The organism is Streptomyces sp. AF1A, from assembly GCF_047340315.1.
Lineage (GTDB): Bacteria > Actinomycetota > Actinomycetes > Streptomycetales > Streptomycetaceae > Streptomyces.
On record NZ_JBLEBI010000002.1, the window covers coordinates 100594 to 121466 of the forward strand.

Here is a 20873-nt window from a genome sequence, read left to right on the forward strand (position 1 = left end):
TCGGCGTCGGTTTCGAGCATGGACGTGATTGGACATTTGCGCTGTGATGCAGACAACTTAAGCGGCATTTTGAGCGCGTGACACGACACACATCGGTGGAGCAGGGGCCCTGGAGGGCTCACGCGGCTCTTACCTGACGTGCCGTCAGCGGGACGGGACACTCCGCGAAAGGCCGCGCAGGAGCGCGCCGGAAGGACGAAGCGGGAGCCGCCCGAGTGGGTCGTGCAGGCCGGAACCGGCGCGGCCGGCAACGCGGCCGAGTGCAGCCGGGCAGCCGTCACGCTCTCGCGCTCGGCATGCGGAAGTGATCTCTCGCGTGTCTCCTAGCCGACGAGCCGGCGGCGCCAGTCCAGCGGGGCGACGGTGATGGCCCGGCTGGGGTCGCCGTCCCACTCGGTGGGGAGGTCGGCCGCATCGAGGGCGGCCACGACCTCGCGTCCGATGGCCGCGGTGGTCTCGGCCGAGCCGTCGAAGCCACCGTGGAGGAGCGTCAGTCCATGGCCGGCCGCGGCGGCATCCGTGCACTGGGTGTGGAAGTAGACGTACCCGCGGGCGTCGGGCTCGCCCGCGCCGCCGATCTCGGCCTGGCCGCAGTTGCGGCAGCAGGTGAAGTTCTCGCGGGCCGTGACACCGGCCTGCCGCAGGGCGGTGAAGGCGCGGGTGAGCCGCTCGGGATCGGTCTCGCCCTGCCACGTGGCCTGTTCCGCGACGCGCTCCAGCCACAGCCGGTCGGCCAGGGCCGCCGCCTGCTGACGCGAGACGGGTCGGCGGTCCTCGGTGACCAGGTACTCCTCGGCGAGCTCGGCCAGTTCGGCACGGGAGGCGTAGCCGCCGATCAGGACCTCGCGGACGCGCTGTTCCAACTCCTCGCGCTCGGCTTCGTCGAGGTCGAGCGCAGGCGCCTCCTGGGCGGGGCCCATGTCCAGCGGCGACCACGCCAGGCCGTCGTCCCATCCGGCTTCCTGGCGTGCCCAGCCGGTGACGGCCGCAGCGACGACCTCCGGACTGCCGGTTGTCACCTCGAAGTGGCGGTCGGCGGCACCGTCGCGGTGCTCCAACGTGTAGTCACCGCCGGCCTGGTGCCAGACCTGGGCGAAGACGTCCGGCAGGTCCGGTATCCGCTGGACCACCAGGAACCGGTCACCGTCGGCGCCGATGCGCCGGACCAGTCCGGCCAGTTCCCCGGCGGACACACGGACGTGCCGCTCCCCGTTCTCCGTCCTCACCACGATCTCGAGCATGCGCACACTCTGCCACGTGCCTCTGACAGCGGACTTCCCGATCCGCGACGCGGCTGCGCCGCGGCAGCCGGGTCCGGCTTCGGCACCCACCGCCTCCGGACCCGCTGGTAAAGCGCCTACGTGTGTGTCAGCCGTGCGGCCGTCAGGGCTTGATGCCCACGCCGGTCCACAGGCTGACCTGGGCGTCCGTGGGCGGTTCGGCCGCGGTGGCGTCTTCGGTCACGGGGTCGGGACGCCAGCGGTGACCCACCGTGATGCCGGGGTCGAGGAGTTCCAGACCGTCGAAGAAGCGGGCGACGTCGGCGCGGGAGCGGAACTGCACGGGCGTTCCCGCGTTCACGTAGATGTCGGTGACCTTCTGCCAGGTGGACGGATCGAAGTCGGGGGTGCAGTGGCTCAGCGCCAGGGCACTGCCGGAGGGCAGTGCGCCGAGCAGACGGTTGACGATCCCGTACGGGTCCTGCTGGTCGGTGATGAAGTGCATCAGCGCGTTGAGGGACAGCGCCACCGGCTCGTTCAGGTTCAGCACCTCGGAGAGGACGGGGGCGTCCAGCAGCGAGTCGGGGTCCTTGACGTCGGCCTCGATGTAGGTCGTGCGGCCCTGGACCGTGCTGCGCATCAGGCGCTCGGCGTACTTCAGGACGAGAGGGTCGTTGTCGGCGTAGACGACCCGGGCGTCGGGGACGACGGCCTGGGCCACCTGGTGCAGGTTCGGCTCGGTGGGGATGCCGGTGCCGATGTCCAGCCACTGGCGGATGCCGTAGTCGCGCGCGAGAACCCGGGTCGCGCGGTGCATGAAGGACCGGTTCTCACGGGCGCACACGAAGATACCGGGATAGACGGCCGCGACGTTCTCGGCCGCCTGCTTGTCCACCTCGAAGTGGTCTTTGCCGCCCAGGTAGTAGTCGTACATGCGTGCGGAATGAGGCCTGCTGGTGTCGATGTCCCGTGAGGCCGGCGTGCTGCTCATGCTCTTCCCTTCCCTAGTTGCGTGGCATGCAGAGCGGGTGCAGGCGGCCTCGTGCGCCGCCTTCTCCCGATCGCGCTGAGGTTCAGCCGGCCGTCAGATGATCGGCGAGGCCCTTCTTGACTCCTTCGAGGAACGCGCTGATCTCCTCGGTGGTGTAGATCAGCGCGGGGCCCGAGGGGTCCGTCGACTGGCGCAGTGCTACGCGGCCGTCGGCGAGTTGCTTCGTCTCCACGCACTGGCCCCCGTTGGGTCCGCTCCACGGGCACTCCCAGCCGTGCTCACCGAGGTCGGACGCGGGCATCCCGTTGTAGACACTGCCATGGCTGGTCATGAGTACTCCTTGCGCATGCGTTGCAACAGCGCTCTGCTCTCCGCGGAGGAGGTCAGCAGCGACATCCGGTTGTGTGCTTCCAGATGGGCGGCGACATCCGAGCGCTGGTCCAGGTACATGGAGGCGGTGAGGACCTCGCTGTAGACGACGTCGGGCAACTCCGGCTCCTCGAACCGGAAGTAGGTGAAGGGGGCGCACGCGCCGACATGGGCGCCGGCGGAGAAGGGGACGACGTCGATGCTGACGTGCGCCAGCTCCGAGACGTCGAGGAGCCGGTCGATCTGCGCCCGCATCACCTCCGCCCCGCCGACGACGCGGTGCAGGACGGCCTCCTCCATCACCACCCACAGCGTGGGCGCGTCCTCGCTCTGCAGCAGTTGCTGCCGGCGCAACCGAGCCTGCACGCGCCGCTCCAGATCTTCCTCGCCGTCGTTGGGAAAGCCGCCGCGCAGGACGGCGCGCGCGTAGTCGTACGTCTGCAGCAGCCCGGTGACGTAGTGCGGCTCATAGGTACGCAGTGTCCTGGCGCTGGTCTCCAGGCTGACGTAGGCGGAGAACCAGCTCGGCAGCACGTCACGGTAGTCGTGCCACCAGCCCGGCTCGTTGGCCCGCTCGGCCATCGCGACGAACTCGTCGATCTCCTGCCGGTCGGCTCCGTAGGCCTCCAGCAGCCGCTCCACGTACAGGGGCCGGAGAGCGACCTCCGCCTTCTCCAGGCGCCGGATGGTCAGCGGCTTCACCCGCAGGGCACTGGCGGCGTCCTCCAGCGACACATCGGCGCCCTGCCGCCTCTCCCGCAGCCGGCGGCCGAGGATCATCCGAAGAACCGTCGGCGCGCTGTTGCCCGCCCCGGAACGACCCTCCATCACACCAACCCCAATCTCTGATGATCCATCACCGTACTCTGCCGGAAAGGGAGTTGGTGATGACACCAGTTGGATACCGCCCGGGTGAAATTATCAGGGAAGCAGTTGCAGGGTGAAGTCGGCTGCGCGCATAGTTACATGGGTAAGCAGTCCCACCGAGCGCTCAGGCCCCCACCGTCAACAGCAGCTCAGCTATGCGGAGTTGATGCCACCAAACGTTCGAGGGCAGAGCGCCGAATCGAACAGACCTGTCGGGAAGGCATGCCGCCGCTCCACCTGCTCGCGGCCCGGCCTCGGATGGAAGGCAACCACCATGTCCCCCCACACACCGCTCCTCACCTCGACGTCCAAGGCCGCGGCCACCGTCTCCTCGCGCGGGGCGGCCGCGACCTCGACGGGCCTGATGCACCGCTCCCACCCCTGGCTCGGCCACATGGTGACGGACTCCGCGACAGGACGGCGGGGAATCCTCCGCGCCATCGCCCCGGAGGGCACGGCGCCGACGCCCGTCGCCTGGCTGGCCCCGCGGCGAGGCGGCGTCGAATGGACGACGGCGCCCGAGAACCTCACCGATCCCACACCGATCACACCGGCCGGCCGGGGCGAACGGCGTGAGGGAGTGGAGCGCCTCCACCCGTAGCCCCGTCCCGCCGGCGATGAGTACCCGGCCACACCCACGGGTTGCCCGCCCCGCATGTCGAGTGATCGGTGAACCAGGCACCCGCGAGCAGCGTGAACGTGCCTGGTCGGCCGTCGGGTTCCGGCGGCGTCACGCCGGTTCCCGCATCGGGCCCGGGTTGCCGACCCACTCGCCCCGGTGAACCATGGATTGAGTGTCGTTTGCCGCTATGTGAGCGATGAGGGGGATTTCGTCGGGGCTCGCACGTGCGACCCGTGGAGGGATTCATGTACGCCACTCCGTCCCGCGCCCGTTCCGCCGCCGTTTGCGCCGCCACCCTGTGCGCCGTGGGTGCCATGGCCCTTCCGGCCGTCGCTGCGCCGTCGCCCTCGTCGGCGGGCGTCTCCCCGTTGGACCGGCAGTTGCTGACCGCGGCCCACCAGGGCAACTTGTGGGAGATCACGACCGGTCAGCAGGCTCGGAGCGGTGCGACCACCGCCTGCGTCAAGCGGGTGGGCGCCGACCTCGTCCGCGACCACCGCACCCTCGACGCCGGTGTCACCAGGACGGCGGCTCGGCTCGGCGTGACACTGCCGTCCGGGCAGACAGCCGCGCAGCTGAGGCAGACCGCCGCCCTGAAGTCCCTGTCCGGCAAGGCCGCGTACGACGCCGCGTGGCTCAAGGCCCAGTACCCCGGCCACGTGCAGACCCTCGCGCTCATCGACAAGGAGATCGCCTCGGGCACCAACCCGACGGTGAAGTCCCTGGCCAAGAGCGCGCGACCGGTGGTCGCACGCCACATTCGGATGGTCGACCACGGCGTGTGCCACGCGTAGTCCGGGCGTCAGGCGCCGGCGGCCGTGACCACGGCGTCCGTGGCGAAGCCGAGCAGAAGGCCCAGGAGGACGCACCAAGTGGTGAGCGTCTTCAGCCCGGTTCTGCGGGCGACGGCCAGCAGCTCGATGACCACGTAGAGGATGGAGCCGGCGGCCAGGCCGAGGAACGCGATCGACAGGGTGTCGTTGACCAGGTGCTGGCCGACGAGTGTGCCGAGGAAGGTGGGACCGCCACCGATCAGGCCGAGCAGAAGGAGCGAGGACCAGGACGGGCGTTCGCCCTCGGCGGCCAGAGGGGCGACGATGCCGAATCCCTCGGTGGCGTTGTGCAGGCCGAAACCGATGATCAGCAGCACCGCGAGGGACAGCTCGCCCTGAGCCGCGGAGTTGCCGATGGCCAGGCCCTCGGCGAAGTTGTGCAGACCGATGCCGGTGGCGATCATCAGGGCCAGCGAAGCGGCCTGGCTGCGCGTTCGCGGTGCCAGCTCCGCACTGACGGCCGCACCGGGCCCGGACTGCCGCGATCCGGCGGCACGGCGGCGGGCGATCCAGGCGTCGTAATGGACGAGTCCGGCCAGCCCTGTGGCCAGGCCGACGGCCAGCGTGGCGGCTCCGGACGCGACCGTGGCCCAGTCGTGCTTGCTCAGCGCCTCGTCGGTCGGCTCCCAGGCATGGGTGAGGACGTCCCAGACGAGGAAGACCAGGATGCCGATGGCCACGGCATTGAGCCCGGCACGGAGACGTGGGGTGGGCGTGCGGAGGCGGCCGAGCGGGAGGCCGAGGTAGATGGTGAAGCCTGCGATGGCGCCGAGCAGGGTGATGTTGGCGCTGGACATGGGGACTCTCCGGTCTGACGTGCGCAAAGAAGCCCCCAGAAGGTAAGCCAGGTAAGCCTTACCTAACAATCCCAGGAGGGTTGGTTCCGGAAATCTTGGCCAATTCATTGCCTCGCTGTGCTGCGCCGTCAGGTGCGCGGATCAGCCCTGCGGCGCCGGCTCGCCGGCGGTGACGACCAGAGCGGCCTGGTCGTCCTCCACCTCCCGGCCGTCCATGAAGACCCGGACGTCTTCGGCCAGGGTGCGGACGATGTCGGCCGCGGCCGGCCGGCACGGGGCGCAGGCCAGGGCCTTGGCCAGTCGCATGTCGCCGTACTGCTCGCCGGCGGCGCTCCGGCACTCGGTGATGCCGTCGGTGTACAGCAGCAGGCTCTCGGTGGGGCGGAGGGTGAGGTGGCGGGCGGTGAGTCCGGGTGGGTCTCCGATGCCGAGCAGCGCGCCGGACGCCTCGACCGCGTGGGCCACGTGGCCGGTGTCCAGCAGCAGGGGCAGCGTGTGACCGGCCCGGACGAGGTGGACGGTGAGTCCGTCGGCGGCCGGTGCGAGATGGCCGTAGACCAGGGTCACGAAGCCGTTGTCCTGGAGTGCGTTGCGGTCGTTCAGGGCCTTGTCGACGGCCTCGACGACGTGGACGGGGTCGTCGAACAGCGGTGCGACGGCGCGGGCGGTGTGCCGGACCAGGGCGGTCGTGGTGGCGGCCATGGGGCCGCGACCGCAGACGTCGCCGAGGATGAAGGCCCAGCTGCCGTCGCCCCGGGCGAAGACGTCGTAGAAGTCCCCTCCTATCTCCAGCCCCTCGCCGGCCGGGTGGTAGAAGGCCGCGAGCTGGGCGCCGGGAATGTCGGGCAGGTCGGGCAGCAGCAGGCCGGTCTGCAGGTCACGGGCGAGGGCGGCCCGACGCGCGTACTGACGTGCGCTGTGCGCGGCCGAGGCGGCGCGGCGCGCGAGTTCCTCCGCCAGGGCGACCCGGTGACCGTCGAAGAAGTGTCCGTCGGTGTACAGCAGGGTCAGTGCGCCGAAGGGCCGCCGGCCGCGGTCCACCAGGGGGACGCAGACGTAGCCGGTGACGCCCAGTTCGCGCCAGGGGCCGGGCCCGTTCGGGGTGCGGCGGGCCTCCTCCGTCAGGCCGGAGGCCAGGACGCGGGCGACGGCGTCGTCCTCCGCGCCGCGTCCGGGCGCGTGGGAGGCGAGCAGGCCGCGGGCCTCCTCGCTCGGACCGACGCTCGCCACCCGGCGCACGCCTCCTGCCTCCACGACGTCGACCGTGGCCAGCGGGGCCAGGGCCGGGCTGGCCAGGTCCGCGAGGCGCAGCAGCGTCTCCTTCTCGCTCAGTCGGCCGGCCAGGGCGGTGCTGGCGGTCAGCAGGAAGGACACGTCGTCCCGGGCCGCCTTCTCCCGCGCGTCCGCCGCCCGCCGGGCCTGTTCGGCGCGGTGGCACTCGATGGCGAGGGCGGCGATGTCGGTGAAGACGCGGGCCACCGCGAGGTCGGTGTCCTGCGGGGCTCGGCGGGTGCGGTGGTACATCGCGAACGTGCCCAGGAGCCGGCCGTCGCGGGCGAGGATCGGCGTCGACCAGCAGGCGGCGAGTCCCGCCTTGTCCGCGAGGTGGCGGAAGTCCCGCCACAGGGGGTCGGTGGCGATGTCGCTGACGATCACGTCGCGGCGCCCGTGGGCGGCGGTGCCGCACGAGCCCACGCCGTCACCGGTGGCGACGCCGTCAATGGCGCGGTTGTAGAAGTCGGGGAGGCTGGGGGCCGCGCCGTGGCGCAGATGACGGCCGTCCTCGTCGGCCAGCAGGACCGAGACGATCACCTCGGGGGACAGTTCCTCGATCGTTCTGCACATGCCGTCCAGCACGTCCGGCAGCGGCGCCTGGCGGGCGATCTGCTCCAGCAGCGCGCGCTGCTCGGCGATGAGCCGCCGGGCCTGCTTGGCCTGGGTGGTCTCCACGCCGAGCAGCCGTACGCCGACGATGGTGCCCTCGTCGTCGCGGCGGGCATCGTAGGTGAAGTCGAAGTACGCCTCGCGGGCGTCCTCACCGGTGCCGATGACGACCAGGGCGTCACGGCCGACCTGCCGCTCCCCCGTCCGGTACACCCTGTCGAGGAGCTCGATGTATCCCTGGTCGGTCAGCTCGGGCATGACCTCGACCAGCGGCACACCGGTCCGTTCCGGCCGCCCGGCACCGAGGTTCGCGAAAAAGGCCGGGTTCGCCGCCTCGAGCACGTGCGTGGGTCCGTACAGGGACGCGAACAGCGCGGTCGACGTGCCGAAGAGCAGCGACAGGTCGTCCATGCCGCGCACCTCCTGGCACCCGCGGCCCTCGCCCGTCGATCGTCGTTCTCGCTCAGCCATCGCGTGGCTCCCCTCGCCGGGCGCCTACCCCGGATGTCGGGCAGGCCATCATCCGCCACTACATTCGGCAAATACCTTGTAAAGGCTCGTATGCACCGATACGTACCGATTCAAGCCTACGGAGGCGGCCGGGCACGAGGTCGTCGCATGCACACCGGATCCCGCCGCCGCCCGCTCCCGCTCCGCGCGCACCTGGACACCGACCGTGTCGGCCCGCCCCGTCAGCGGTCCGCGTCCTCCCCCTCGCATCGCCGCGGCCGGAGTTGTTCCGGCGACGCCCGGATGTCTGCGCGGAATGTTGGCTAGGGTGGCACGCGGAGACTGATCCCGATGTCCTTGGCCAGAGGGGGGTCGGACAGGACGGGGGGGCTGGCGTTGGATCGCCTGGCGGAAGCGGACCTGGAGGCCGGCCCGGCCCGGTGTCTGCGTGACGGGTTTCTCGTCCTGCCGCCCGTACGTGCCGTCGGCGCCGTGGAGGCAGCCGCGGGTGCACCGCACGTGGTGGGCGGGTGACCGGCCGGCCGGTGCGCGCGGTGCTGCCCGAGTCGCTGCGCGCGGGGCTCGGGCTGATCGCGGCGTTCGCCGCCCTGGTGGTCGTCGTGCTCGGGGTCCGGTACGCCGGCCACGGCGAGCCCGGCAGGGTGGACCGGTGGCTCGTCCCGCCGACGGCGGACAGCGTGCGGCCGCCCTGGCGGCACGTCGCCGATGCCCTGGACTTCTTGGGGGAGCCGGCCGGATCGACCGTGTTGATCACGGCCGTCGTGGCAGGCTGCCTGCTGCTACGGCGTCCTCGCGCGGCGGCGCTCGTCGTCGCCGGCGTCGGCATGACCGTGGCAACGGCGACGCTGCTCAAGCACCTGGTGGGACGCACCATCCACGGCGGGGGCAACCTGTCCTATCCGAGCGGGCACACCGCTTTCCTCACCGCCCTCGGCTTCATCGCGGCGCTCCTCGCCACCGGCCGGCTCGGCCTGAGCGGGACGGCCGGCACATCCCTCGTGTTCGCCGCGGCACTGGTGGCCGGTGCCGTCATGGGCTGGGCGGAGGTCGGCCTGGGCGCGCACTATCCGACCGACGCCCTCGGCGGCTGGTGCACCGCGCTGGCGGTGGTTCCGGTGACCGCGTGGCTGGTCGACCGGATCGCCGACCGGCCGGCCGCCCGGACGGCCGGCGCCGGTCGGCGCGGGCCTCGCTGACGTCACGTCACACCAGGCGCCGGAACACCGGCTTCACCGGTCGTCCGGCCAGCCAGGGGGTGGGGTCGCCGGCGTCCAGCGCCTTCCGGTACACCGCACACGCCTGGGCCACCACGTCGACGGTGTGGTCGATGTCCTCGTCGCTCAGCGCGCTGCTCACCACGAACGACGGGGCCAGCACCCCACCCGCGAGGAGCCGGCGCAGGAACAGGGTGCGGTACTGCTGCGACGGCCGGCCCTTCTCGTCGAGGGTGGCGAAGACCAGGTTGCTGGCCCGGCCCCGGAGGACGACGTGCTCGCCGACGTCCATGCTCCTCGCGGCGTCGCGGACGCCGGCGGCCAGCCTCTCACCGAGGGCGTGCAGCCGCGCGGTGACGCCCTCCTCGACGTACGTGGTCTGCACGGCCATCGCGGCTGCCAGGGAGTGCGTTTCCGCGCCGTGCGTGGTGGACAGCAGGAACACCCGGTCGCCGGAGTGGCGCAGCCCGCCCCACTCCATCAGCTCGCGGCGCCCGGCCAGCGCGGAGACGGCGAACCCGTTGCCCAGCGCCTTGCCGAACGTGGAGAGGTCGGGGACGACGCCGTACAGGCCCTGGGCGCCCGCCTCGGACCAGCGGAAGCCGGTGATCATCTCATCGAAGATCAGCAGGCAGCCGTGCCGGTCGGCAAGCTCGCGCAGGCCGGCGAGGTACCCGGGCGGCGGCTCGGTCTGGGTGGCGGGTTCGAGGATGAGGCAGGCGATGTCGTCCTGGTGCCGGATGAGCAACTCCTCCGTGGCGGCCAGGTCCCCGTACGGGAAGGACACGGTGAGCTCGGTGGTCGCCGCGGGAATGCCGGCGGACATCGGTGTGGTGCCGATGAACCAGTCGTCGACGGAGAAGAAGGCGTGGTCGGCGCAGATGGCCACCCGCGGGCGCCCGGTGACGGCACGGGCGAGGCGCACCGCGGCGGTGGTGACGTCGGAGCCGTTCTTCGCGAACTTGACCATGTCCGCGGTCGGCACCGTGGCCAGGAAGCGTTCCGCGGCCTGGACCTCCACGATGGACGGCCGGACGAAGTTGCTGCCGCGGTCGAGTTCCCGCCGCACCGCCTCGATCACGCGCGGGTGTGCGTGGCCGAGGCTGACCGACCGCAGGCCCGAGCCGTACTCGACGTAGCGGTTGCCGTCGATGTCCCACACGTGCGCGCCGCGGCCGTGGCTGATGACCGGGGCCAGGTCCTCGGGATACTGGTCGTCGCCCTTGGCGTAGGTGTGCGCGCCCCCGGGGATCATGGCGTGCAGCCGCTCGTTCGCCGCCCGCGACCGAGGCAGCCGGAACCCCGCGGTGTCTGCTGTGTCTTCGATGGGCACGCCGGTTCAACTCACCTTCAGCTGCAGGGCCTCGGCGAGGCTCGGCGCCTCGCGGTCCCGCTTTGACATCGATGCGACCGGCAGCGGCCAGGGAATGGCGAGCTCCGGGTCGTCGAAGGCGATCGTCACGTCCTCGGCCGGGTCGTGCGGCCGGTCGATCCGGTACGAGGTGTCCGCGGTTTCGGTGAGCGCCTGGAAGCCGTGCGCACACCCCGCCGGGATGTACAGGGTCGTCTGCGTCTCGTCGGACAGTTCGAAGAAGGCGCGGCCCAGGTAGGTCGGCGAGTCCTTCCGCAGGTCCACGACGACGTCGAAGATCCTTCCGTACGAGCACCGGACCAGCTTGGCCTCGCCGGCGCCGGAGCGCAGGTGCAGGCCGCGCAGCACGCCCCGGGCCGAACGGGACACGCTGTCCTGGACGAAGGCGCCGGGGTCGAGGCCCACGGAGCGGACCACGCCGGCGTCGAAGGTGCGGCAGAAGAAGCCGCGTTCGTCGGTGTGCGGCGTCGGCTCGAACAGGTACGCGCCGGCGATCTGCGGTACTTCGGTCGCCTTCATGGAGTCTCCCGCAGGGCGTGGGCGGAGCCAGGGAACAGGGTCGCGGTCAAGGCGGCGAACTGGCGCTCGAGTTGCCGGGCGGCGGCCAGGTTGCGCTCGGCGAGGGTCTGCCGCAGCTCGGCCGATCGCCTCTCCAGCTCACGGAACTGCTCGAGCAGACGGTCGGCGTCGACCTCACGCGCCGGGTGGCAGTAGGCGCCGAGGCCCATCGCGTCCATGAGCGCGTCGCTCTTGGCCGCATAGCTGAGTGCGAGCACCGGTGTGCCCGTCTTCAGGGCGCAGATCAGGTTGTGGTAGCGGATCGCCACCACCGAGTCGGCAGCCGCCATCTCCTTCATCAGGTCGGCCAGTGAGGCCGGCTCGGCGGCGGTGACCAGCAGCGAGTCCGCCGCGTCGAGGATCGCGGCGACCACCGGCGCATCGCACTCGTCGCCGGTGAGCAGCCGGACCGGCCTGCCCTCCTCGACCAGCGCGCGGACGAACCGGATGGTCCCGTCGAGGTAGCGCCGGTATATCTCCTCGGCCCGGGCGCGGTCGCCGTTGCCGCCGTGGAAGTCCATGACACCGACGCAGACCGGACCGGGCGCGCCCGCCGGCGCGCCCGCCGGCGGCGCCGGCAGGGCGAACGCGAGGTCCGGGTAGACCTCGTCGCGTGCGGTGTCCACGCCCATCGCGCGCATGGCCTCCCGGGACTGGGCGTCCCGGTACGACCGGTACGCGGCCAGCCGCGCCGACCAGCGCACCAGGGCCCGGGTCGGCCGGTCGCCGATCGTCGCGGCGCCGACGCTGACCAGTGCGACCCGGGTGCCGAACAGCCGGCCGCTCGCACAGAGCAGGAAGAGGGAGTACGGAAATCCCCACGGCCGCAGCGGCAGTGTGGCCTCCAGGACGCCCATGCCGGGCACGATCACGACGTCGTGCCGGCGTACCCAGGCGGCGGTGCGGAAGGCGTCGACGAGTTTGCCCAGGGCCTTCGCCGCGATCGCGCCCGCGCGTGAGGCGGTCCGGTACTCCGCGCGGTTCCAGTGCAGCCGCGTGGCGGGGATTCCGAACCGGGTCGCGACGGCCTCGGGTCCCCCGCACAGCGCGTCCACGACCGCCTCCGGGTGCTCGGCACGCAGGTACCCGAGTACGGCCTCGAGCGAGCCGTCGTTGCCGAGGTTGCCGGAGCCGAGCAGGCCGAACACCCCGACGCGCACCGGGGCATGGTCCGCGGTCGTCAAGCCTGCCTCCCCCCGCGGCCGGCGACGAGGGCGTCGACGGAGACGGTGAGCAGGGCCGGGTCGACCGGGTCGCGGTCCTCGACCCGTTCCCCGGCGCCCGGCCGGACCCGGCTGGTCATCCAGGCGGCGAGGTGCCGGTAGCACGCGCGCCGGTCGGCCGCGGACAGCGGAGCCCGGCGGATCGCCGAGGCGAAGCCCCAGACGTACTCGGCGAGCAGCCGGGGCGTCGGGTGCAGCGGGCCGGCCCGGCGCGGATCCAGGTTGACGCACCGGGCGCGCTTGGAAGGGTTGGCCCGCTCGGCGCGGGTGGGGTGGTCCCGGCGGAAGTACAGCACCTCCGGCACCTGGTGGAAGCGCCCGTGCAGGGTGATCTCGGCGACGAATGTGCGGTCCGCGTGGTGGTAGCTGTCCAACGGCTTCACCCGGCGCAGCACGTCGGCCCGCATCACCCCGTAGAAGTCGTCGCCCCCGGGCTCGAACAGCAGACTGCGGAAGCGCTCCGGCGCGTGCGGCGAGTCGGTCCTGAGCGTGTACTCGTAGGGGACCGTGACCTGGCCGGTGCCGTCGATGACCGCCTGGTCGACGTGCGCGAGGATCACGTCGGGCCGCTCGTCCAGCGCCTCCACACAGCGCCGCAGCAGGTCCCGGCCGTACAGGTCGTCGTGCGAGGCCCACTTGAACAGCTCGCCGCGGCATTCGGCGAACACGCGGTTGTGGTTCGGCGTCGCGCCGATGTTCCGGGGCAGCCGGAGGTAGCGGATGCGCGAGTCCTGCGCGGCGTACTTGAGGCAGATGTCCTGGGTCGCGTCGGTCGAGGCGTTGTCGGAGATGACCAGTTCGAAGTCCTCGTAGGTCTGGCCGAGCAGCGCGTCGAGCGACTCGGCCAGGTACTCCTCGCCGTTGTACACGGGCAGGCCGATGCTCAGCCTGGGTTGGGCGGTCATGAGGTCCTCACTTCGGGAATGTGGTTCCGGTGGCGCTCGCGCAGGGCGGAGCGCAGTTGCAGCCACCACACGGCGGAGCCGCTGACGGTCGCGGCGGCGACGCCCCAGGCCGAGCCGACCGTGCCGGCGACGGCCGCCCCGCCGAGCCCGCCGCCGACGTAACAGGCGGAGGCGAACAGCTGGCAGCGCAGACTGCGCCGGGCCGCGGCGAGCGCGCGCAGCCCGGCCGCCGCGCCGGTGCCGAGGCCCGCGCCCGCGACGCTGAGGGTGATCGGCACGATGAGCAGCGAGGAGTCGTTCCACACGCTGCCGAGCACGAGCTCGCCGAGCCGGTCCGGCATCAGCAGCAGTGCCCCGCCCCACAGCACCGCGGCGGCGGCCTGACCGCCGCCCAGCACGAAGCAGAACGCGCCGAGGCGGTGCGGGGCCTGCCGCAGCACCCGTGCCGCCTCCGGGACGGTGACCAGCGACAGGCCCATCAGCACGGCCAGGAACGGGCCCATCAGGAGCTCGGCGCCCCGCACCGCGCCCACCGCGCCGACCCCGACGATCGCACCGAGCCCGTACGCCCGCAGCTGGCTCCCGCCGCTGAGGGCGACGTTCTCGACCAGGTAGCGGTAGCCGAGGTCGCGCTGCTCGCGAAGCCACCCGCGCGCCCCGGTCATCCGGGGCCGAATGCCGGACTGCAGGCAGCCGTACGCGCCGGCCACCGCGGCGGACGCGCCCCAGGCGAGGACGAACGCGCTCACGGTGTCCACGTGGGCGGCCACCACCATGGCCGGGCCGAGCGCGATGCCCCACACGAGGTCGTTGACGAACGCCTTGCGCCCCGTGCCGGCGGCGAAGAACGCGAACCGCCAGGCGTCCTGCAGCAGCAGCCCCGGCAGCACGACGCCGAGGCAGGCGAACGCGGGCCCCACGCGGCCGCCGAGAGCGAGGCCGGCCACCAGACACGCCGAGCCGAGAAGGGCACCGAGACCGAGCGCGGTGCCCGACGACCGGGCCACGGCCGCGCGCCAGGACGCCACCGGCACGCCGCTGAAGCGCACCACGAGCGGGTCGGTGGCAAGGCCCCGGGAGACGTTGAGCACCACGCCGTAGGTCACCCAGGCCAGGCTGAACACGCCGAACGCGGTCACCCCCAGTGTGCGGGCCACGTACATGCCCACCGCGAAGTTGGAGATGCTGGAGGCCGCCTGGTCGGCCAGGCCCCAGGACAACCGGCCGACCAGGGCCCGCTTGGCGGATCCGGCCGGTGCCGTCGTCCTCGTCTTCGCCCCCTCGGTGGTCATCGGCGTCATCCCTTGACCAGTCCGGCGCCGTGGAGGGCACCGGCCGCGGCGGCGACGGTGTCGAAGGGCAGCCCGGAGCGCTCCGCGACGTCCAGCAGGCTGTGCTCTCCGTCGGAGAGGTTGAGCACCCAGAGCATGGCCATCTGGGCCTGCTTGGTGTCGCTGCGGCCACCGAGGGCGTCGTACAACCCGCGTCGGCCCAACTGCGGTTCGCCGTAAGGGCTGAGGTTCAGATACCGCCGGTTGCGGTCGAGCACGGAGAACGCCTCGCGGCAGACGGCGAGCGTGTCCGCCATCGCCTCCGGGGAGACGAGGTCCAGGTTGTCCGCCGAGGTGTGGTACTCGGGATAGCCCGCGTACGGGGTCCGGGTGAGTGAGCCCACGCCCAGGTTGAACCCGGGTGAGCAGAACTGCCGCTCGTCGTAGCCGTAGGGGGTGAACTCGCTGACGCGGTGCGGGCGTTCGGAGGCGGCCAGCACGTACCGCATCACCCGGTCGATCTCCGCGTCCCCGTCCCTGCTCTGTTTGTACGTCAGTTGGCCCGGGTCCCCGGCGCAGGCCAGCACGAGGCCGTGCTTGACCCGGTCCACCCGCTCCGCGTTGCGGGCCAGCCAGGTGATCGCCCCGATGGTGCCGGGCGCGAACAGGAACCGGTAGGTGTGGTACGGGGTTTCCTCCGCCAGCGCCCGCGCCAGGAACGTCGCCACCGCGATGCCGGCGAGGTTGTCGTTGGCCAGCGACGGGTGGCAGACGTGGCAGGAGACGATCACCTCGTCGGCGACCTGCCCGGGGACCACGTGCTCGGCGTAGGTGAGGTGCCCGTCGGCGAGCGTGGAGTCGATGCGCACCTCGTACTCGCCGTCCGGCAGCGCGTCCAGGGTCTGCTGGGCCAGGCAGAACCCCCACTCCGGCTTGTAGTAGCTGGTGCGGTACGGCACCCAGGCCGGGTGCTCCGGCAGGGTGTGGAGGTGTCCGCGCAGTTCCGCCAGCGGCATGGTCGCCGACACGGGCACGCTGTAGCCGAGCACGTGCAGATTCGACGCGGCGAAGTCGACGACCCGGTTGCCGTCGGCGTCCGCGATGTACGCGTCCCGGATGTTCCACTCCTGCGGCACCGTCCAGTCGAGCACCTGGGTCCCGGTCGGCACCTCGTGCACCTGCAGCGGGATGTACTCGCCGACGATGTCCAGGGTGGCGCGCACCCCGTCTCCGGTGATGCTCCGGCACAGCGGGTACAGCCGCTCCACCAGCGCGTACATCGCGCCGCCGGCCGAGGTCACCGGCCGTTCACCGGCCGCCGTCATCCGCGCCGCCGCAGGGTGACGTCGACGGTGCCCGCGTCGGACGCCGCGCGCAGCACGGCGAGGCGGGTGAAGCGCCGGTCGAAGTCCTCGCGGGTCAGCCCGTGTCTGCGGTAGGCGTCGGCGAGTTCGAGGGCGCCCTGCTTCACCGTCCACTCGCAGTCGAAGCCGGGGATCGCGGCCCGGAACCGGGAGAAGTCCACCCGGTAGGAGCGCGGATCGGCCCCGGTCTCCCCCGTGATCACCACCTTCGCCCCGGGCACGCTCTCGGCGACCTGCTCGGCGATCTCGGCGACCGTGACGTTGTTGATCTCGCTGCCGATGTTGAACGCCCGGTCGTGCACCGCCTCCCGCGGCGCGACGAGGGCGGCCGCGAAGGCCCGTGCGATGTCGGCGGCGTGCACCAGCGGGCGCCAGGGCGTGCCGTCGGAGAGCACCAGCACCTCGCCGGACAGGAGGGCGTGGCCCACCAGGTTGTTCAGCACGATGTCGGCGCGCAGCCGGGGCGAATGGCCGAAGGCGGTGGCGTTGCGCATGAACACCGGGGTGAAGTCCCCATCGGCCAGGGCGTGGAGGTCGTCCTCCACCCGCACCTTGGACTCCGCGTACGGCGTCACCGGCCGCAGCGGGGCGTCCTCGGTCACCAGCTCGTCGCCGCCGGCGGCGCCGTAGACCGAGCACGTCGACGCGTACAGGAAGCGTCGCACGCCGGCGTCGCGGGCCAGCCGGGCGAGCCGTACGGAGGCGTGGTGGTTGATGTCGTAGGTGAGCTCCGGCGCCAGTGAGCCCAGCGGGTCGTTGGACAGGGCGGCCAGGTGGATCACGGCGTCGACCCCGGCCACGTGTTCGGCGGTGACGTCGCGCAGGTCCACCCGGTGCCCGGGCGGGTCCGCGGGCGCCGGGCCCAGCACGCAGTCGGCGAACAGGCCGGCGTCGAGGCCGACGACCTCGTGCCCGGCGGCCGTGAGGACCGGGGCCATCACGGTGCCCAGATAGCCCTGGTGTCCGGTCAGCAGTACGCGCAAGGTTCAACCCCCCAGGTTGAGCGTGAGTTTGGTGACGGTGAACGCCTCGGCGTAGCGCGCCTGGCATTCGATGCCGCGGATCCGGGCGAGGCCGAGGAAGGCCTCGCGGTCGTACCAGGGCCGGTGCCGCTGCGAGGGGTAGTGCTCCTGCAGCAGCCGCACCTTCTGTTCGGCGGTGTCCGGCGACAGCGGCTGGTACGCCGACGGACGGCCGAGGTCGCCGTCCCACTTGACGATCTCGTAGCCGAGTACCAGGTGGTCGCGGAACGCGGTGGGGATCAGCTGCGCCAGGCCGCGGTGGTCCTGGTGCGCGTCCTCGGTACGCGGCGCCAGGATCAGATCGGGGTCGGTCCGCAGGCGCAGCTCCTCGACCGCGGCCTTGGCCTCCTCCCAGTGCGCGGGCAGCCGGCCGTCGGGCAGCTTGTGCACGGTCAGCCGCAGGTCGGCGCCCGGGCAGAAGGCGGCGAGCGCGGCCTGCTCCTCCTGCTCGCGCTCGCTGCCGCCGCCGGAGAGCACCAGCGCGTCGACGCGGACACCCGGCCGCGCGTGACACAGGGTCAGCAGCGTGCCGCCGGCGCCGATGGCGATGTCGTCGCAGTGCGCGCCCACCGCGACGATCCGCTCCAGGCGCCCGGCCCCGAGCCCGATCATGCGCTCACCCCCGCGCCGTCCCGTTCCCACACGGCCCACGGGCGGTCGCCGCGGGCGTACGCCTCGTCGAGCGCGGCCCGTTCCTTCACGGTGTCGGTCGGCTTCCAGAAGCCGCGGTGCTGGTGCGCCACCAGCCGTCCGCGCTTGGCCAGTTGGGCGCATCCGTCGGCGACCAGGTCCCCGTTCTCCGGGATGTGGTCGAAGATCTCCTGACGGAGCACGAAGTACCCGCCGTTCTCCCACAGCGGCAGTTCGCTCACCGCGGTGATGCCGCCCACCAGGCCGTCCTCGCCCAGTTCCACGCAGTGGAACGAGGACTGCGGCGGCACCACCATCATCGACGCGCCGGCGTCGCGCCGGGCGAAGTTCTCGATCATCTCCGGCAGCGGGGCGTCGGTGAGCACGTCGGCGTAGTTGGCGAGGAACATCTCGTCGCCGTCCAGGTGGTGGCGCACCCGGCGCAGCCGCTCCCCGATCGGCGACTCGATGCCGGTCTGCGCGAAGGTGATCGTCCAGTCCGCGATGTCGGTGGACAGCAGCTCGGTGTGCCCCTTGCGCAGCACGAAGTCGTTGGACGTCGTCTCCTCGTAGTTGAGAAAGAAGTCCTTGATGTGGTGGGCACCGTAGCCGAGGCACAGGATGAACTCCTTGTGCCCGAAGTGCGCGTAGTAGCGCATGACGTGCCAGATCAGCGGCCGCGGCCCGACCATCGCCATCGGCTTGGGCACGTCGTCGGCGAGGCCGTTGCGCATCCGCATCCCGTAACCGCCGCAGAACAGTACGACCTTCATGCTGTGCCCTTTCCGGACGCGACCTCGACAATGCTCAGTTCCGGGATGGGAAAGACCAGCCGTCCGCCCCAGTCGTGCACGAAGGACAGCTGCTCGACCAGCTCGGCGCGCAGGTTCCAGGGGAGGACGAGGACGTAGTCCGGTCTGTCCGCGGCTATCTGCTCGGGCGGCAGGATCGGGATGCGGGTGCCCGGGGTGAACCTGCCGTGCTTGTAGGGGTTGCGGTCCACCGTGTACGGGAGCAGGTCGGGCCGGATGCCGCAGTGGTTGAGCAGGGTGTTGCCCTTGCCCGGGGCGCCGTAGCCGACGACCGTCTCGCCGCGCTCGGCCGCCTCGATGAGGAACTTGAGCAGGTCCCGGCGCACCTTGGCCACCCGCGCCGAGAACTCGGTGTACCCGGACAGCTCCTGCAGCCCGGCGGCCTTCTCCCGGGCCAGCACGTCGGCGACCCGCTGCGCCGGCTCGCCCGCCACCTCGGCGGGCCGGGCCCACAGCCGGATGGAGCCGCCGTGCGTGGGCAGCAACTCGACGTCCACCAGCGCGAGTCCGCCGGCGGCGAGGGCCCGGATCGCGGAGGCGACCGTGTAGTACTGGAAGTGCTCGTGGTAGATCGTGTCGTACTGGTTCTCCTCGATCAGGGTCAGCAGGTGCTGCACCTCGATGGAGACCCAGCCGTCGTCGGCGACCAGGGCGCGCAGCCCCCGGGTGAAGCCGACGACGTCGGGGATGTGCGCGTACACGTTGTTGGCCACGACCAAATCCGCCGGGCCGTGCTCGGCGCGCACGGCCGCGGCGGTGTCCGGGGTCAGGAACTCCGTGAGCGTGGGCACGCCCGCGTCCCGCGCCGCGGCGCCGACGTTCACCGACGGCTCGATGCCGAGGCAGCGGATCCCGCGGTCCACCACGTGCCTGAGCAGGTACCCGTCGTTGCTCGCGACCTCGACGACGAAGGCGTCGGCGCCGAGCCCGAGGCGCTGCACGGCGCCCGCGACGAACGTGCGCGCGTGCTCCACCCAGGAGGTCGAGTACGAGGAGAAGTACGCGTACTCCTGGAACGTCTCCTCCGGCGTGATCAGCGGCGGGAGCTGCGCGAGCCAGCAGTCGGTGCAGACCCGCAGGTGCAGCGGGTACGCCGGCTCCGGCCGGTCCAGTTGGTCCGCGGCGAGAAAGCTCTCGCACGGCGGTGTCGCCCCCAGGTCGACGACGCTCGCCATCGCTTCCGAGCCGCACAGTCGGCATCGTGTCATCTGCTTCCCCCATCCCCCCTGCTCGCGCGGGTCCGACCGCCGCGAGCCAGTGCCGACCGCCCCGCGATCGCGGTGCGGTACTCTTCCACCAGGCGCTCCAGGCCGACGGCCGGGCTGAATCCCTGCTCGTACCGGCGCCGGGCCGCCTGGCCCATCTCCTGGTTGCGGGCCGGCTCGGCCGCGATCCGGCGTATCCGGGACGCGAGCGAGGCGGGCTCGCCCGGCTGGTGCAGCAGCCCGGTCACGCCGTCCTCGACGAGCTCGGTGAAAGCGCCGTGGCCGGCGGCGACGACGGGGACCCCCGCCGCCATCGCCTCCACGACCACCAGGCCGAACGCCTCCAGCCACGTCGACGGCGCCACCACGGCGACCGACCGCGCGATGGCCTGCCGGCACTGATCCGTGTCGTACAGGCCGACGTAGCGCACGTCCTTTCGGCCCGCCGCCCAGGCGGTCACCTCCTGTTCCAGTGGTCCCGTGCCGGCGATGACCAGCGGCACGCCCACGCCGCCGTCCGCGGCGATCTCGTCCCACGCGGCCATGAGCAGCCGCACGCCCTTGGCCTCGGCGAGCCGGCCGAGATAGAGCAGGTGCTCGCCGGCCCCGTCTCGGCACCTGCCCGGGTCGGGCACGAAGTTGTGCTTCACCGCCAGCCGCTCGGCCGGCATGCCCGACCGCACCAGCACCTCACGCTGCGCCGCGGAGATGCAGAGGAACCGCTCCACGCCGGACCACCACCGCCGCCGGTTGACCGACAGGCTGACCGCGAGCGGCACCGTGGCGAGGCGGGAGTTGCGGTAGCAGCCGTGCCGGACGGCGGGCAGCGGCGACGATCCGACGCACTCGGCGCACGGCCGGCCGTCCCGCTGCAGCGTGCCGGGCGGGCAGACCTGGGTGTAGTTGTGCAGCGTGGCGACGGCGGGCACGCCGGCGTCGGCGCAGGCGGCGAGGACCGCCGGCGAAAGAAGCGGGAAGACGTTGTGGACGTGGACGATGTCGGGCCGCTCGGCCCGCAGCCGGGCGGCGAGTTCCGTGCGGACCGCCGGGTTCCACGGCACGAGGAGCGGCACGGCGGCCTTGGCGAGGAGGGACCGGCCGGCGATGTCGTCGCTGCGCCGCTCGAACACCTCGACCCGGTGGCCGCCCGAGCGCAGCAGTTCCACCTCCTGGTCGACGACCTTGTTCTCCCCGCTCGGCTGCGCCGAGGCGTAGCGGTTGTGCACCACGAGGACGTGCATGC

Annotated in this window: 20 protein-coding genes; 3 read left to right on the top strand and 17 right to left on the bottom strand. The window is 72.1% G+C overall.

Features of this window, described 5'->3' with window-relative positions; translation table 11 throughout:
- Positions 1-323: 323 nt before the first annotated feature.
- The 4 genes from ACLU3S_RS01500 to ACLU3S_RS01515 all read right to left on the bottom strand — a co-directional run bounded on the left by ACLU3S_RS01500 (position 324) and on the right by ACLU3S_RS01515 (position 3411).
- Positions 324-1241, bottom strand: a complete 918-nt coding sequence (locus ACLU3S_RS01500) for a DUF6891 domain-containing protein (protein WP_413949832.1) — start codon at positions 1239-1241, stop codon at positions 324-326.
- Between the two features lie 142 nt (positions 1242-1383).
- Positions 1384-2211 carry an SAM-dependent methyltransferase gene (locus tag ACLU3S_RS01505; RefSeq protein ID WP_413949833.1) on the bottom strand — a complete coding sequence of 276 codons (828 nt, stop codon included), beginning with the start codon at positions 2209-2211 and terminating at the stop codon, positions 1384-1386.
- 82 nt (positions 2212-2293) lie between these two features.
- On the bottom strand, positions 2294-2542 hold the full coding sequence (locus ACLU3S_RS01510; RefSeq protein ID WP_413949834.1) for a DUF397 domain-containing protein: 249 nt from the start codon (positions 2540-2542) through the stop codon (positions 2294-2296).
- Positions 2539-3411, bottom strand: a complete 873-nt coding sequence (locus tag ACLU3S_RS01515) for a helix-turn-helix domain-containing protein (protein ID WP_413949835.1) — start codon at positions 3409-3411, stop codon at positions 2539-2541. Before ACLU3S_RS01515 ends, ACLU3S_RS01510 begins: the two co-directional genes overlap by 4 nt.
- A gap of 310 nt (positions 3412-3721) precedes the next feature.
- Between ACLU3S_RS01515 and ACLU3S_RS01520 the strand changes: the two genes are divergently transcribed.
- Together ACLU3S_RS01520 and ACLU3S_RS01525 are read left to right on the top strand one after the other, a co-directional pair.
- Positions 3722-4048, top strand: a complete 327-nt coding sequence (locus ACLU3S_RS01520) for a hypothetical protein (RefSeq protein ID WP_413949836.1) — start codon at positions 3722-3724, stop codon at positions 4046-4048.
- 266 nt (positions 4049-4314) lie between these two features.
- Positions 4315-4863 carry a DUF4142 domain-containing protein gene (locus ACLU3S_RS01525; protein WP_413949837.1) on the top strand — a complete coding sequence of 183 codons (549 nt, stop codon included), beginning with the start codon at positions 4315-4317 and terminating at the stop codon, positions 4861-4863.
- Positions 4864-4871: 8 nt separating this feature from the next.
- Here the strand turns inward: ACLU3S_RS01525 and ACLU3S_RS01530 are convergent, their stop codons facing one another.
- The gene (locus ACLU3S_RS01530; RefSeq protein WP_413949838.1) at positions 4872-5699 is read right to left on the bottom strand and encodes a ZIP family metal transporter; all 828 of its coding nucleotides are present in this window, start codon (positions 5697-5699) and stop codon (positions 4872-4874) included.
- A gap of 141 nt (positions 5700-5840) precedes the next feature.
- Complete coding sequence (locus ACLU3S_RS01535) at positions 5841-8054, bottom strand: SpoIIE family protein phosphatase (RefSeq protein WP_413949839.1); 2214 nt, start codon at positions 8052-8054, stop codon at positions 5841-5843.
- A gap of 509 nt (positions 8055-8563) precedes the next feature.
- On the opposite strand from ACLU3S_RS01535, the gene ACLU3S_RS01540 reads away from it, so the two are divergent.
- Positions 8564-9250 carry a phosphatase PAP2 family protein gene (locus ACLU3S_RS01540; protein WP_413949840.1) on the top strand — a complete coding sequence of 229 codons (687 nt, stop codon included), beginning with the start codon at positions 8564-8566 and terminating at the stop codon, positions 9248-9250.
- Positions 9251-9257: 7 nt separating this feature from the next.
- Here the strand turns inward: ACLU3S_RS01540 and ACLU3S_RS01545 are convergent, their stop codons facing one another.
- The 11 genes from ACLU3S_RS01545 to ACLU3S_RS01595 are packed head-to-tail and all read right to left on the bottom strand — an operon-like array spanning position 9258 to position 20871.
- The gene (locus ACLU3S_RS01545) at positions 9258-10601 is read right to left on the bottom strand and encodes a glutamate-1-semialdehyde 2,1-aminomutase (RefSeq protein ID WP_413949841.1); all 1344 of its coding nucleotides are present in this window, start codon (positions 10599-10601) and stop codon (positions 9258-9260) included.
- A 6-nt stretch (positions 10602-10607) separates the two neighbouring features.
- Complete coding sequence (gene rfbC, locus ACLU3S_RS01550; RefSeq protein WP_413949842.1) at positions 10608-11159, bottom strand: dTDP-4-dehydrorhamnose 3,5-epimerase; 552 nt, start codon at positions 11157-11159, stop codon at positions 10608-10610.
- Positions 11156-12382, bottom strand: coding sequence for a polysaccharide pyruvyl transferase family protein (locus tag ACLU3S_RS01555; protein WP_413949843.1), 1227 nt, complete (start codon positions 12380-12382; stop codon positions 11156-11158). The genes rfbC and ACLU3S_RS01555 overlap by 4 nt, the downstream gene beginning before the upstream one ends.
- Positions 12379-13326, bottom strand: a complete 948-nt coding sequence (locus ACLU3S_RS01560) for a glycosyltransferase family 2 protein (protein WP_413949844.1) — start codon at positions 13324-13326, stop codon at positions 12379-12381. The genes ACLU3S_RS01555 and ACLU3S_RS01560 overlap by 4 nt, the downstream gene beginning before the upstream one ends.
- A complete protein-coding gene (locus tag ACLU3S_RS01565; RefSeq protein WP_413949845.1) occupies positions 13323-14627 on the bottom strand; it encodes a hypothetical protein in 1305 nt (434 codons plus the stop codon). Before ACLU3S_RS01565 ends, ACLU3S_RS01560 begins: the two co-directional genes overlap by 4 nt.
- Positions 14624-15922, bottom strand: a complete 1299-nt coding sequence (locus tag ACLU3S_RS01570; protein ID WP_413949846.1) for a DUF4910 domain-containing protein — start codon at positions 15920-15922, stop codon at positions 14624-14626. Before ACLU3S_RS01570 ends, ACLU3S_RS01565 begins: the two co-directional genes overlap by 4 nt.
- Entirely contained in the window at positions 15919-16944 is a 1026-nt protein-coding gene (locus ACLU3S_RS01575; RefSeq protein ID WP_413949847.1) for an NAD-dependent epimerase/dehydratase family protein, read from the bottom strand. The genes ACLU3S_RS01570 and ACLU3S_RS01575 overlap by 4 nt, the downstream gene beginning before the upstream one ends.
- A gap of 3 nt (positions 16945-16947) precedes the next feature.
- Positions 16948-17595, bottom strand: coding sequence for a PIG-L deacetylase family protein (locus ACLU3S_RS01580; RefSeq protein ID WP_413949848.1), 648 nt, complete (start codon positions 17593-17595; stop codon positions 16948-16950).
- Positions 17592-18386, bottom strand: coding sequence for a sugar phosphate nucleotidyltransferase (locus tag ACLU3S_RS01585; protein ID WP_413949849.1), 795 nt, complete (start codon positions 18384-18386; stop codon positions 17592-17594). Before ACLU3S_RS01585 ends, ACLU3S_RS01580 begins: the two co-directional genes overlap by 4 nt.
- Positions 18383-19633, bottom strand: a complete 1251-nt coding sequence (locus tag ACLU3S_RS01590; protein ID WP_413949850.1) for a methyltransferase domain-containing protein — start codon at positions 19631-19633, stop codon at positions 18383-18385. The genes ACLU3S_RS01585 and ACLU3S_RS01590 overlap by 4 nt, the downstream gene beginning before the upstream one ends.
- Positions 19630-20871 carry a glycosyltransferase gene (locus ACLU3S_RS01595; protein ID WP_413949851.1) on the bottom strand — a complete coding sequence of 414 codons (1242 nt, stop codon included), beginning with the start codon at positions 20869-20871 and terminating at the stop codon, positions 19630-19632. The genes ACLU3S_RS01590 and ACLU3S_RS01595 overlap by 4 nt, the downstream gene beginning before the upstream one ends.
- Positions 20872-20873: the final 2 nt, after the last annotated feature.

What these genes read in the sequence shown, in the direction of transcription:
- ACLU3S_RS01500 (WP_413949832.1), bottom strand. Translation starts at nt 1,241, where the DNA reads ATGCTCGAGATCGTGGTGAGGACGGAGAACGGGGAGCGGCACGTCCGT.
- ACLU3S_RS01505 (WP_413949833.1), bottom strand. Translation starts at nt 2,211, where the DNA reads ATGAGCAGCACGCCGGCCTCACGGGACATCGACACCAGCAGGCCTCAT.
- ACLU3S_RS01510 (WP_413949834.1), bottom strand. Translation starts at nt 2,542, where the DNA reads ATGACCAGCCATGGCAGTGTCTACAACGGGATGCCCGCGTCCGACCTC.
- ACLU3S_RS01520 (WP_413949836.1), top strand. Translation starts at nt 3,722, where the DNA reads ATGTCCCCCCACACACCGCTCCTCACCTCGACGTCCAAGGCCGCGGCC.
- ACLU3S_RS01525 (WP_413949837.1), top strand. Translation starts at nt 4,315, where the DNA reads ATGTACGCCACTCCGTCCCGCGCCCGTTCCGCCGCCGTTTGCGCCGCC.
- ACLU3S_RS01530 (WP_413949838.1), bottom strand. Translation starts at nt 5,699, where the DNA reads ATGTCCAGCGCCAACATCACCCTGCTCGGCGCCATCGCAGGCTTCACC.
- ACLU3S_RS01535 (WP_413949839.1), bottom strand. Translation starts at nt 8,054, where the DNA reads ATGGCTGAGCGAGAACGACGATCGACGGGCGAGGGCCGCGGGTGCCAG.
- rfbC (WP_413949842.1), bottom strand. Translation starts at nt 11,159, where the DNA reads ATGAAGGCGACCGAAGTACCGCAGATCGCCGGCGCGTACCTGTTCGAG.
- ACLU3S_RS01560 (WP_413949844.1), bottom strand. Translation starts at nt 13,326, where the DNA reads ATGACCGCCCAACCCAGGCTGAGCATCGGCCTGCCCGTGTACAACGGC.
- ACLU3S_RS01565 (WP_413949845.1), bottom strand. Translation starts at nt 14,627, where the DNA reads ATGACGCCGATGACCACCGAGGGGGCGAAGACGAGGACGACGGCACCG.
- ACLU3S_RS01570 (WP_413949846.1), bottom strand. Translation starts at nt 15,922, where the DNA reads ATGACGGCGGCCGGTGAACGGCCGGTGACCTCGGCCGGCGGCGCGATG.
- ACLU3S_RS01580 (WP_413949848.1), bottom strand. Translation starts at nt 17,595, where the DNA reads ATGATCGGGCTCGGGGCCGGGCGCCTGGAGCGGATCGTCGCGGTGGGC.
- ACLU3S_RS01585 (WP_413949849.1), bottom strand. Translation starts at nt 18,386, where the DNA reads ATGAAGGTCGTACTGTTCTGCGGCGGTTACGGGATGCGGATGCGCAAC.
- ACLU3S_RS01590 (WP_413949850.1), bottom strand. Translation starts at nt 19,633, where the DNA reads ATGACACGATGCCGACTGTGCGGCTCGGAAGCGATGGCGAGCGTCGTC.
- ACLU3S_RS01595 (WP_413949851.1), bottom strand. Translation starts at nt 20,871, where the DNA reads ATGCACGTCCTCGTGGTGCACAACCGCTACGCCTCGGCGCAGCCGAGC.